Genomic DNA, 13,514 nt, shown 5'->3' with positions numbered 1-13,514 from the left:
AAGGTTGGTCTGATTGCGCTTGAAGGTCCGGGCCCTGACCGCGGCAGCCTTGCTGTTGCCGGCCAGCGCTGCAACCGCAGCGCTCGAGATGTTCGATGTCCGCGAATACCGGGTGCGGGGTAATACCCGCCTGCCGGTACGCGACGTCGAGAAGACCGTTTACCCTTTTCTCGGCCCCGGCAAGACCGTGGACGACGTGGAGGCCGCGCGCAAGGCGCTGGAAGCGCTCTATCAGGCGCGCGGTTTCGCGGCCTGCAATGTGGACATCCCCGAGCAGGAAGTTGGCTCTGGGGTGATCGTCCTGCAGGTCAGCGAGGGCACGGTGGACCGTCTCAAGGTTACGGGGGCCCGTTATTTTTCCCCTTCCAAGATTCGCGAACAGGTTCCGGCCCTGGCCAAGGGCGAAGTGCTGGACCTCCCCAAGGCCCAGGCTCAGTTGGCGGAATTGAGCCAGCAGAGTCAGGACCGCAGCATCACACCTGTCATGCGCGCCGGCCGGACGCCCGGCACGGTGGAGGTCGATCTCGGCGTGGAAGATCAGCTCCCGCTGCACGGAAGCGTCGAAGTCAATGGCCGCAATAGCGCCAATACCTCGCGCTTACGGCTGATCGGCCTGCTGCGCTACGACAACCTGTGGCAACGCTATCACAGCGCCTCCCTGCAATATCAGGTATCGCCGGAGAACACCCAGGATCTGGAAGTCTGGGCCGGCACCTATGTCATGCCCGTGGATTTTCTCGAATCCCGCCTGGCCTTTTACGGCATCGGCCTCAATTCCAGCAGCGACATCGCTTCCGCTGGCGCCCTTACGGTGGTGGGCAACGGCAACATCTACGGGCTGCGCCTGGTCAAGCCCCTGCCCGGGGAAGGGCGCTATTACCACAGCGCCACCTTTGGCTGGGACTACAAGGACTTCGGTCAGTCCCTGGTGCTGGCCGGTTCGGACACCCAGAACACGCCGATCTCCTATTCGCCCTTCCTGCTGTCCTACGGTGGCGGCCTGACCTGGGAGGACAATTCGCTCACCCAGTTCAACGCGGAGGTGAACTTCTCTATCCGCGGACTGGGCAACACCCAGCAGGAGTTCGAGGACAAGCGCGCCGGCTCCACCTCCGCCTACATCTACGGGGCCGCCGACCTGCGCCACCGCCAGATGCTGCCGGCGGATTTCCAGGCGCACATGCGCCTGGCCGGGCAACTGGCGGATTCGCCCCTCATCAGCAACGAGCAGTTCGGGGCCGGCGGCTGGCAGAGCGTGCGCGGTTACCACGAAACCCAGGCGCTGGGCGACAACGGGTTCAACGCCAGCTTCGAAATGCACTTCCCCGATCTCGCCTTCGCCGCCTCTGACGGCGTGGACCGGCTGCGCCTGTTGCTGTTCGGCGATTATGCGCGGCTGTGGATCCAGGATGCCTTGCCGGGCGCCCCCCGCGGCTACACCCTGGCCAGTTGTGGGGCGGGGCTGCGGTTCCGGGCCTTCGCCCATTTCATCAGCGAGCTGGATTGGGCCTATCCCCTGGTGGCCCTGGACAGCACAGGCGTCGGTGAGCAGCGCTTGGACTTCCGGGTGGCCTATGAATACTGAATGTACCTATCCTCGGGGCCTACTTCTGGCGCGGGTCATCCACTCGTTGCTGGTCATGAGCGTGTGCGCCCAGGGTGTCTGCGCGGCGGAACTGCCCGTGGCCGAACAGGCCTTCGCCGCTTTGGGAATCGCCGAACATGCCGTGAGCGGCAACACCCTCAATGTCATCCAGCACACCGACCGCGCCATTCTCGACTGGCAAAGCTTCAACGTGAGCCGCGACGGCGCCGTGCGATTCCGCCAGCCCTCCGCTTCGGCCATCGCCCTGAACCGTATCCACCAGGCCGACCCCAGCCGCATCCTTGGCACCGTCAGCGCCAATGGCCAGATCTATCTGGTCAACCAGAACGGCTTTCTGTTCGGCAAGGACGCCAAGGTGGACGCCAACTCCCTGGTGGTCAGCACCCTGCAGATCAGCGATGACACGTTCCAGCGCGGCCTGACCAAGGTGATCGACCAGGACGGACGTCCCACGCTCACCAGTGACGGCACGGTGTTTCGCACCGGCGTTGATGGCAAGCCCGAGAAGATCGCCATCGAGGTCGCCGCCGGCGCCAAGATCGATGCCGCCGCGTCCGGGCGCATCGTCATGGCTGCGCCAGCCATCCGCAACCAGGGCAGTGTATCCGCCCCGGACGGGCAGGTGGTGCTGGCGGCGGCTTCGGACAAGGTTTACCTGCAGGAGGTCAGCGGCGATCCGGCCCTGCGCGGCCTCCTGGTGGAGGTGGGCAGCGGCGGCGAGGTGGCCAACCTGGGCAAGCTGCTGGCGGATCGCGGCAATGTGACCCTGGTGGGCTTCGCCGTGAATCAGCAAGGCCGCATCTCTGCCAAGACAGCTGTGCGTGCCAACGGCTCCATCAAGCTGCTGGCTCGGGAAGGCGCCGCGGTGCGCCGGGAAAGTGACCGCTGGGTGCTGGAAGCGAAGCAATCCATCCGCGCCCAGGATACGGGCGACGGACTGGGAACCCGCGCCAGCGTCATCCTGGGCGAAGGCAGCCTGACCCAGGCCAGCCCGGACCTCAAGGACAAGGCCACCGCCGTGGATAGCCAGACACAGGAAGCCTCGCGCGTCGACATCATGGGCAACCGGGTGGAGCTGTGCGCCGGCTCTCTACTGCGGGCCCGGTCAGGCCAGGTGAACATCACCGCTACCGAACATCCGGACTTGCCTGGGGCGGAGGGTGTCCGCAACGAAAGCCGACTGATCATTGACCAGGGTGCGCGCATCGACGTGTCCGGCCTCAAGCGCGTGTCTTTGCCCATGGAACGCAACGTGGTGAAGGTGGAACTGCGCAACAACGAGCTGCGCGACTCGCCCTTGCAGAAGTCCGGCATCCTCAATGGCAGGACGGTAAGCGTCGACATCCGCAAGGGAACGCCAATCGGCGATATCAGCGGCGCGCTGGAGCGCATAGGCCGCACGGTGCGCGAGCGCAGCACGGCCGGGGGCAGCCTCAAACTGGGCTCCGAAGGCGACGTCCTGTTGCAGCAAGGATCGTTGCTCGATTTCTCAGGCGGATCCCTGCTGTACCGCCCCGGCTACATCAAGACCACGCAGCTGATTCAGGACCGCCACACTGTGGATATCGGCGAGGCCAGCCCCGATGTGCGCTACGACGGCATCCTCGGTGATATCGAGAAGACCTACCGGGCCTGGCATTTCACCCGCCGTTGGGAAGTGCCGGGAGCTGGTGGGCAGGGCCGCTTCGAGGCAGGCTATGTCGAGGGCAAGGGGGCGGGCTCGCTCAGCATTGCAGCGAACGTCCTGGAACTGGAAGGTGGCTTGAAGGGCGGCGCGGTGAGCGGGCTGCATCAGCGTCAGGCGGAACAGTACGTGCCGGGTGGGAACTTGAGCATCGATCTGGCGCGGACACCCGACAGCACCCAGCCGGTGCAGCTGGGTGGTGTGGCCGATGCCTCGGCATCCCAGCCGACTCTGGTCCTGGGCGCCGATTTCATGCCGGCGGCAGGGTTGGGCAAGGCCTCCATCGCTTCGGGGGGCGTCGTCACCGTGCCCGCCGACGTCACGGTGCAGGTGCCAGGCTCCGGCTCGCTGGCCCTCCGGGGCGGGGAAGTAAAAATGGACGGCGGCATCCGCGGCGCCGCAGCCAGTGTCGAACTGTCCACGCGACTGACGTCGAGCACCCAGGGCCGTCTCAGCGGTGGAGTGGACCTGGGCCCCACGGCGCTGATCGATGTGGCCGGGCAGTGGGTCAATGACCTGCCCGACCCCCAGGCCAGGCCCTACCTGGGCCCTGTATTCCGGGACGGTGGCAGCGTGCAGGTGACCGCCGAGGGCGATGTCAGCATGAAGGCCGGCAGCCGGGTGGACGTGAGCGGCGGTGGATGGCGCGCGGTGGATGGACAAGTGACTGCTGGTAATGCCGGCAGCGTCACCCTGGCTGCCGAAGCTCCGGCAGGCTCCAACCTGCGGCTTGACGGACAATTGCAGGGCTATGCCCTCGGCGGCGGACAGGGTGGGACGCTCTCCCTGGCCTCCGCGCGGGTCGACATCGGCGAGGGCGACACGGCCGGAGCAGGGCTGAGGCTGGCCAGCGGCTTCTTCAGCCAGGGCGGCTTCCAGACTTTCCAGGTCTCGTCCAACCGGTCCGGCATCACCGTTCAGGCCGGCACACAGGTCAGTCCGGTGGTCGCCAATCGCGAGCTGGACCCCGGCTTTACCCGCCAGCGCACCGGGGCTGCGCTCGCGCGTTTCAGCCATGTCGAGACCTTGCAGGAAGCCGCGCGTCAGCCTGCGAAGCTCACGCTCACCTTGGCCCGGACCAATGGCGACGGCGGGCCGGACGCCGCCATCCGCCTTGAACCCGGCGCACAAATACGCACCGATGCGCGTGGGGCCGTGAGCCTGGTCTCCGATACCAGCCTTTTCCTGGAAGGGTCCATCATCGCGCCGGCGGGAAACATTGCCCTGCAGGTCACGCCGCCCTTCGGCACCGATCCCGGATTTCTGGCCGGCCAGGGCATCTGGCTGGGAACCGGAGCCAGCCTGGCCGCGCCTGGGCAGGCACTGCTGATGAACGATCCGGCCGGCCTCATCACCGGCGATGTGCTGGATGGGGGCACGGTATCCCTGCGCGCGGACCGCGGCTTCGTCAACTTGCTTCCCGGTTCGGTCATCGATGTATCCGGCACCGCCGCCCGCGTTGACGTGGCCAGCCAGGGCGTGGCAGGCGGGGTTTTGCCCGTCAGGCGGCTGGTTCCATCCAATGGCGGCAGCATCGAACTGCGGGCGGCGGAAGGCATGCAACTGCAAGGCACGCTGCGGGCGGCGCCGGGGCCGGTGGCCGGGGCCGCGGGCGGCAGCCTGTCAATCGAGCTGAACAAGCTCACTCGCAGCGAGCCCGATCCTCTGTCCACCGGACAACAGCCCTTTCCCGACGCGCCCAGCGTGATTCGGGTCAACGGGATGCAGGTGACGGACCGTCCCGTGGATCTGAGCTTGGGCAAGGCCTTGCCCGCTTCGGAATTCGGCATCGCGACACTCTCCCAATCCCAAGTGGAAGAAGGCCGTTTCGCCAACCTGTCCGTCACAACTCCCGGCCGCATCGAGTTGCAGGGTGATCTTGTGTTGCAGACCCAGCGCAGCATCCGCCTCGATTCGCCTGTGCTGCAGGCCAGGCCCCAGGGCGGGCGCGCATCGGCCGAACTGGATTCCGCCTATATCGCCCTTGGTTCGCGCCAGACCCGGCCGGGCGACGGGGTTGCGGTGACGGGTTCCGGTAGCCTGACGGCCAACGCGGGCCTGATCGACCTGGTTGGAACCACGGTACTCTCGGGCTTTGGCAAGGCCGACCTGGCCAGCACCGGCGACATCCGGCTGGAGGGCATACGCACTACCCAGGAGCAGCGTGATCTGACCGGCGAGTACCTCATGGCCGGCGACCTGAGCCTTGCCGCCGATCAGGTGTATCCCACCACCTTGTCCGATTTCCGCATCGCGCTGGAAAACGCCCCTACCGCTGCCCTGCGCATCGCGCCGGGGGACGGTCCGAGCCCGGTTTTTTCGGCCGGCGGTTATCTGCGGATGGAGGCGCCGGTGATCGAACAGGGCGGCGTGCTCAAGGTACCTTTGGGCAGTCTCAGCCTGACGGCGGCCACCCAACTCGACATGCTGCCGGGCAGCCTGACCACCAACGCGGGCGGCGGCGCGCTCATTCCCTTCGGCCGCACCCAGGGCGGACTGGACTGGGTCTATCCCCTGGGTACCCAGAAACTGGTGTATGCCAGCCGCGCCGAGGGTACTTCCCTGGCCCCGCCGGACAAGCAGTTGAACCTCAGTGCCGGCGCGGTTCAATTGGAGGCTGGCGCCAAAATCGACAGCTCCGGCGGCGGCGACCTGTTCGCCTTCGAATTCGTGCCCGGCATCGGCGGCTCCAAAGACGTGCTGGAGAGCGATGCTTCGGCGCCGAAATTCGCGGTGCTGCCCGGATTCCAGGGCAACGCGGCGCCGACGGACCCGCTGGAACTGCCCACCTCGGGGCTGCAGGTGGGCGACAGCGTGCATCTCGCGAGCGGCGGGGGCCTGCCTTCTGGCGATTATGTCCTGTTGCCCGCCCACTATGCCCTGCTGCCGGGGGCGTTTCTGGTGACGCAGCAGGCAGGCACCCGCGATTTCGGGCCGGGCAACCGCTTCCGCAACGACCTTGGCAATGTGGTCATCGCGGGGTATCGCAGCGTGGCGGGCACGCCCTTACGGGATGCACGCTGGAGCGGATTCGCCGTGACGCCGCGCTCTGCGGTAAGGGCTCGCGCCCAGTATGACCTGGCCACGGGGAATGCGTTTTTCAGCGCCCAGGCGGAGCGCAAGAAGCAGGCGGTGGCACAACTGCCGCAGGATGCCGGCAGCCTGGTGATCGATGCCCAGTCGGCCCTGGCGCTGGCCGGAGACGTGGTCGCCACGGCTGTCAAGAATGGCCGGGCGGGAGCCCTGGATATCGCCGCGCAGCGTATCGAGATTGTGGCCGACGCCGCGCCCGGCGGCGCGGGCCAGGTGCGGCTGTCCGCCGCCGACCTGGACCGCCTGCAGGTGGGCAGCGTGCTGATAGGCGGGGTGCGCTCGGTCGGCGAAAACGCTACCAATATTGCCACCCGGGCGCAGAACATCACCGTCGCCCAGGATGCGGCACTGGCCGCTCCTGAATTGATCCTGACCGCGCAGGACGGCATTCAGGTGGGCGAAGGCGCGCATCTCAGCGGCACCGGCAAGGCAGTTGTCCAAACAGTCAAGCCATTGCACATCGAGGGTGACAGCGCGCTGCTGCGGGTCTCCGCCGGTCCGCAAGCGGAGGTGCAACGGCAAGGCGGAGACGGGACTCGCGGGTCGCTCCAGGTCGCAGCCGGCGCGGTGCTGGAAGCCGATGGCTCCATGAATCTGGATGCCAGCGCCGAATCCAGCTTCCAGGGCCAGCTAGCGATGAAAGGCGGTTCCCTGCAGGTGACCGCGCCCCATGTCGCGCTGGGTGAGGCGAACGGGCGTACGCAGGGCCTGCTCTTGAGCGCCAGCCAGTTGAACGCCTTGAATCTGGATAGCCTGGTGCTGGGCAGTCCCAATCCTGTGGGCGTCGAGGGCAGCTTCGAGCTGAATCTGGGCAGTCTGGACTGGCGCAGCGCGGGCGTGGCGGGCCATGGCGCGGCGGGCGACGTTGCGCAGATTTCCGCAGACACCCTGAGTCTCTCCAATCCCTATGCGGCTTCCGCCGAAGCCGGTCATGGCAATGGCGTCCTGCAACTGCGGGCGCAGCGTTTCGTGCTGGGTGCCGGCGCCTATCGCGTCGATGGTTTTTCAAGTGCCGATGTTCAAGCCGCCGGGCAAATCGCCGGTTCCGGTGCGGGGAGCCTGCAATCGACGGTGGATCTGTCCTTCACGGCGCCGGTTTGGACCAGCGGCCCCGGGGCGAATACCCAGATCCAGGCTTCGGGGCATGCCGTGTCCGTGGCCCGCTCCGGCGAGGCTTCGCCGGCGGCCCCGGCCCTGGGCGGACGTTTGGACATCGCCGCGGGTAATCTCGCTTTCTCCGGCAATGTCAGGCTGCCTTCCGGCCAGGTGCGCCTGAGCGTCGAGCGCGGCAACCTGAGCCTGGATGCCGGCACGCGCATCGACGTGTCGGGGCGCGCGGTGGGCGCCGATGCCGTTCTGAGTGACGGCGGAAGCATCGCGCTCAGCGCCGCCGCCGGCGATGTGTTCCTCAATCCCTCGGCCAGCCTGGAACTGGGCGGTAGCCGCGGCGGTGGCCTGGAAGTGCAGGCGTCGGGCCGGGTGGAGCTTGCCGGCAGCATGAATGCCGCAGGTAGCAATGCACCGGGCAGCTTCAGCCTGGACCAGGGAACGGCGAAAGCGGGCGACGCGTGGTCTGCCCTGTTTAATCAACTGGTGGCTTCGGGTTTTGGGGATACCCTGGACTTGCGGGTGCGCCAGGGCGATTTGGTGGTGGCCGCCGGTCAGCGCTTGGCGGGACACGACATCAGTCTGGCGGCGGATGCGGGTGATGTGCGCATCGGCGGAACCGTCGCTGCCCAGGGCAGCGGCGCAAGGGTCTTGCTCGACGCCGGCGACCGGCTGGAACTGGCTTCCACCGCCCAGGTGACGGCACGGGGAACCGGTGGTAAGGCGGGGCTGCTGTGGCTGCAGGCCACCGATGGCGATGGCGATGGCAACGCCGGCGTCGACATTGCGTCAGGCGCCGCGCTGGATGCGTCACCCGGCGATGCCGGCACGGCGGCGGGGGCGGTGCAGCTCGCGGCCCTGCGCAGCACCGACGACGTGGCGGTGAGCGGCGATTTGCGCAGCGCGGTGAAGGCCGGGCAGGTCACGGTCGAGGCGGTGCGCACGGAGGTTCACGAAGGCACGATCACTGCCGCCGAGACTGCGGCCTGGGAAACGGATACCGCGGCCTTCATGACCCATGCCGACGCCATCGAAAGCCGCCTGGGCATTCCCGGCGGGCTGCGTCCCGGCCTTACGGTGCAAAGCCCGGGCGATCTGGTTCTGGGCGCGCAAGGCTGGGATCTTTCGGGCCAGCGTTACGGCGGGCGGCCCGGCGTGCTGGTTCTGGAGGCCGCGGGCGATCTGCGCTTCGATGGTTCCCTCAGCGACGGCATTCTGTCTTACGACCCGTCCGGCATCGATGTGTCCGCGCTGCTGGGGGCGGGCACCTTCATACCGGTGAAGGACCAGCTGATGTCCGACCGCTCCTGGGGCTACCGGCTGGTGGCGGGCAAGGACGTCAGCCTGGCTTCCGGCGCCTTGGTGCGCACCGGGACCGGCGACATCGACGTGCAGGCGGGGCGGGATTTTGTCCTGGCCGATGATACCTCCGCGCTCTATACCGCAGGCCGGGCCGAGACACAAGCGCGTTACGGCAGCTTGAAACCTTCCTTCGTGGCCTTCGGCTTTTACGGTGAGTATCCGGTCGAAGGGGGCTCGATCCGCATCAACGCCGGCCGCGATCTGGTGGGCGCGGCCACCGGCCAGTTCTTCAACGACTGGTTTGTCGAGACCGGCAACTGGAGCCGCAACCCCACCCACACCGGAGAGACACCCACCGCCTGGGCCCTGGCCCTGGGCGCGGCGGATATCCGTTTCGACGGGCAGCCCCTGGCCAACTCGCGTTTTCGCCAAAATCTGGGCGCCCTGGGGGGCGGCGACGTGGACCTGCGCGCCGGCCGCGACGTCCATGATTTGTCGGTGATGCTGCCGACCACCGGCAAGCAGCTGGGCCAGCAGGCCCGGCCTGAGGTGCCTTCGGACTCCAATTTCCTCAGCAACCAGGTACAGGTGGGCGGTGGCGGAGATCTGACCCTGACCGCCGGAGGGGACGTGCGCGGCGGAACCTTCTATGTGGGCCGGGGCAGCGCCACCCTCCGTGCGGGCGGTGCGCTCAGCACCGACGAAGCGGGGTTGGGCTCCGTTCTGGCTCTTGGTGAAAGCCATTTCGACGTGCAAGCGGTGGGCGACGTCGCGATCGGCGCCGTGCTCAATCCCACCGTGATTGCCGGGGGCCGCAATGCCAGCTATTTCTTCACCTATTCCGCCGACAGCCAGCTCAAGCTGGATTCCGTGGCGGGTGATGTGCGACTGCAAAACGATGTGAATGGCCTGGTGAGCGCACTCAATGCGCGGCGTGCCTCCAGCGAATCCCTTGATCTGCCGGGTGCCGCGCTGCGCGCCTTCGCCGTCTATCCCGGCTCCCTGGAGGTCAGCGCGCCCCAGGGCAGCATCGGCATCGAGCACTCGCTGGTGACCTTGCCTTCCGCCCAGGGACGGTTCGCGTTGGAAGCGGGCGGGAACCTGACTACGGGCAACGCCGGTGTCAACGTGACGGTCCTGCAGTCCGATGCCGACCCGACCCTGCTGCCCTCCGTGGCGTTTCCGGCGCGCAGTTTCCTTGACGCCTCGCAACGGCTCGATCCCTTTGGGGCCGCGAGCCTGATCCACGCGACCAGCCCGCTGCACGGCAGCACAGCCGAGCCGGCCACGCTTCGCGCCGGGGGAAACATCCTGGCCCAGGATCCACTGTTGTTCAGCTTCGCATCGCCGGCGGAGGTTACCGCTGGCGGCAATCTGCGCGACGTGAGTTTCAAGCTGCAGCACGCCGGATACCGGCTCTCGACCTTCGATATGGGGGGCGATCTGAGTTTCACCACGCCGCGCGCCGCCGCCGGCAATCTGCTCAACCTGGTGCGCGGCATCGAGCTGTCCGGTCCGGGCGAGTTGTGGATCAATGCCGGCGGCAGCGTGGACCTGGGCACATCCCAGGGCATCTATACCCTGGGCAATACCTTCAACACGGCGCTGCCGGACGAGGGTGCCAGCATTTCGATCCTGGTGGGCGTGAAATCCCCGCCCGACTTCGACGCCTTCGCCAAGGCCTACGACCCGACCGCTACGATCAATCGGGCCGCATTGACCGCCTTCCTGCGCCGGCGCGGCGGTGACGGAACCCTCAGCGAGACCGACGCGCCCGCGGTGTATGCCGGCCTTGCGCCCACGGAGCAGCGCGAATTCCTGTTTGGCCTGTTCTTCACCCAGTTGTCCGATGCCGCCAAGAAGGCCGCCGTCAGTGGGCTGAAAAAGGACTATGAGCCCGGGTTCGCCGCCGCGGACCGCCTGTTTCCGGGCGGCGCCGACTTCAAGGGCGACGTCAGCCTGGTGTTCAGCCGCATCCAGACCGTGGACGGCGGCGATATCAACCTGCTGGTGCCCGGAGGCGAGGTGAATGCGGGGCTGGCGGTCTCTTTCTCGGGGGCCAAGCCCACCAGCCAACTGGGCATCGTCACTCAGCGTGACGGCGCCATTAATGCCTTCGTGGACAGGGACTTCCAGGTGAACCAGTCGCGGGTATTCGCCCTGGACGGCGGCGATATCACCGTGTGGTCCTCCAACGGCAACATCGACGCGGGGCGCGGGGCCAAGTCGGCCATCGCCGCGCCGCCCCCCATCATTTCCTTCGACGCCCAGGGCAATCTGCGCATCGAGTACCCGCCAGTGGTCTCCGGCAGCGGCATCCGCACCGCCGCCACCACCACCGGCCGTGACCCCGGCGATGTGGTGCTTGCCGCGCCCCGTGGTGTGGTGGACGCCGCCGAGGCGGGCATCGGTGGCAATAACGTCACCATCGCCGCGAACGCCATCATCGGCGCCAGCAACATCGATGTGGGAGGCGTGGCCAGCGGCTTGCCCACGGTCAACGTGGCGGTGCCCGCGCTCCCGGCCGGCGCGGAAAGTGCCGCCGCCAGCGCCGCCCAGGCGGCCCAGCAGAGCACCGCCCAGGCGGATAGCAACTCGGCGACAAACCCGGTGAGCGCCAGCAATTCCTCCCTGCTGCGGCCCCTGCAGGTGGACGTGCTGGGCTTTGGCGACTGTTCCATCCGCGATGTGCGCGAAGGCAAGCCCGGCTGCGGCTGATGCCTGTGAAACCCATTGAACGACCTGACGAGATGAGCCTGATGAATGTCCGTACCGCGTGCCGCCTGCTGGCGGTCTGCTGCCTGTGCCTCAGTCCGCCGCTGGCCCATGCCTGGTGGGACGATCACTGGAGTTCGCGCAAGCAGATCAGCGTGGATGGCGGAATCACCGGGGCCGACGTGAAGGACACCCTGACCGATGTGCCGGTGTTGTTGCGCCTGCACCTGGGCAACTTTGCCTTTTTCTCGGAACTGGCGCCGGGCGGCCGTGACCTGCGTTTCATCGACAACCAGGGCTTGCCGTTGAAGCACGCGTTGGCGCGGCTGGATGCGGCCAACGACCAGGCTCTGGTCTGGATCAAGCTGCCCCAGGTGCGCGGCGGGGTGAGCAGCGACGCGTTCTGGATGTATTACGGCAATGGCAATGCGCCGGATGCCTCCGACAGCAAGGGACTGTACGACACGGCGCAGAGCTTGGTGTTTCATTTCGGCGACGGCGAGGCGCTCCCCAAGGACGCCACCGCCTATGCCAGCCATGCGGCCGACTCCAAGGCCCAGCCAGAGCCCGCCGGCTGGATTGGTTCTGCCGCCCGGTTCACGGGGGCCGGTGGCGTCAGCGTCAACCCCGCGCCGCAATTGGCCATCGCGCCGGAGCCCGGCTGGACTTTCTCAACCTGGGTGCGCATCGACCAGCCCCAGGGGACCGTGAGCCTGGTATCCGCCTCGGAGGGCGGCAACGGCTTGAGCCTGGAACTACAGGGCACCGCCCTGACGGCCCGCTACCAGGGACCGGCCGGTCAGGGCCAGACGACCGCGGCGAACCTGGCCTTGGGGCGCTGGCAGTATGTGGCGCTGACCGCCGATAAAGCGGGTTTGCATCTGTACGTCGATGGGGCACCCGTCGGTCATTCGCCGGTAAGCCTGGCGGCGTTCACGCCCACATTGAGATTCGGCGAGGGCCTGGTGGGTTTGCTGGACGAGATCCAGGTGGCCAGGACGGCGCGAAGCGCCGACTGGATCAAGCTGCAATTCCGCAGCCAGAGCCCGGATTTCACGCTGCTGAGCTTCGGCCAGGACGAGGGCAAGGAAAGCGGCGGAGGCACCAGCTATTTCGTCATCATCCTGCAGAGCCTCACCGTGGACGGCTGGGTGGTCATCGCCCTATGCGGCGTGATGTTCGTCATCAGTTCCCTGGTGATGGTGACCAAGGGGCTGGCCATCTCCCGGGCGCGCAAGGATAACCGGGCTTTCCTGGCGCAGTACCGCGACATCGACGCCTCCGATCCCGGCGCACTGGATCAGGACGAAAGCGAGGAAGAAAAGGAGTTTGCCGATTCCGATTTCCTCACTGCCCTGGTGGGCAAGCACGACCATTTTCAGTCCTCGCCCATCTACCACGTCTACCATGCCGGCGTGCAGGAGCTGAAGAAGCGGGTGGCCCGGGGTGGCAGCAATCGCATGCTGACCCCGGAGGCGCTGAACGTCATCCGCGCGCGCCTGGACGCGGCGGTGGTGCGGGAATCCCAGAAACTCAACCGCAGCATGGTGTTGCTCACCATCGCCATCTCCGGCGGGCCGTTCCTGGGCCTGCTCGGCACCGTGCTGGGGGTGATGATCACCTTCGCCGTGATCGCCGCCACCGGCGACGTCAACATCAACTCCATCGCCCCCGGCATCTCCGGTGCCCTGCTCGCCACCGTCGCCGGCCTGGCCGTCGCCATCCCCGCCCTGTTTGGCTACAACTACCTGCTCACCCAGATCAAGGACCTGACGGCGGACATGCACGTGTTCACCGACGAGTTCCTGGCCATGGTCTCCGAGCGCGCCGCGGACCTGCAGCGCGAGGGCTGAGCCATGAAAGTCGGCGAGGAAGGCAAGGTCTATGACGACATCAATATTACGCCCATGCTGGACGTGGCGTATGTGCTGCTGCTGATCTTCATCATCATGACCACGGCGACGGTGCAGGGCATCACCGTCAACCTGCCCAAGGCCAGCAGCACGC

At 67.1% G+C, this 13,514-nt stretch carries 4 protein-coding genes; all 4 read left to right on the top strand.

What is annotated here, in order from left to right:
• Positions 1-13: 13 nt before the first annotated feature.
• Positions 14-1,585 carry a ShlB/FhaC/HecB family hemolysin secretion/activation protein gene (locus EK23_RS00020; protein ID WP_052807725.1) on the top strand — a complete coding sequence of 524 codons (1,572 nt, stop codon included), beginning with the start codon at positions 14-16 and terminating at the stop codon, positions 1,583-1,585.
• Positions 1,575-11,510, top strand: a complete 9,936-nt coding sequence (locus EK23_RS00015) for a filamentous hemagglutinin family protein (protein ID WP_045223263.1) — start codon at positions 1,575-1,577, stop codon at positions 11,508-11,510. The genes EK23_RS00020 and EK23_RS00015 overlap by 11 nt, the downstream gene beginning before the upstream one ends.
• A gap of 41 nt (positions 11,511-11,551) precedes the next feature.
• A complete protein-coding gene (locus EK23_RS00010) occupies positions 11,552-13,360 on the top strand; it encodes a DUF2341 domain-containing protein (protein ID WP_045223861.1) in 1,809 nt (602 codons plus the stop codon).
• 3 nt (positions 13,361-13,363) lie between these two features.
• A partial coding sequence (locus EK23_RS00005) for an ExbD/TolR family protein (RefSeq protein ID WP_045223860.1) occupies positions 13,364-13,514 on the top strand: 151 nt, incomplete at its 3' end.

It is taken from the genome of Methyloterricola oryzae (assembly GCF_000934725.1).
Taxonomy (GTDB): Bacteria; Pseudomonadota; Gammaproteobacteria; order Methylococcales; family Methylococcaceae; genus Methyloterricola; species Methyloterricola oryzae.
The sequence above is the reverse complement of the archived record's forward strand: the minus strand, read 5'-3'. Positions and strand labels throughout refer to the sequence as shown.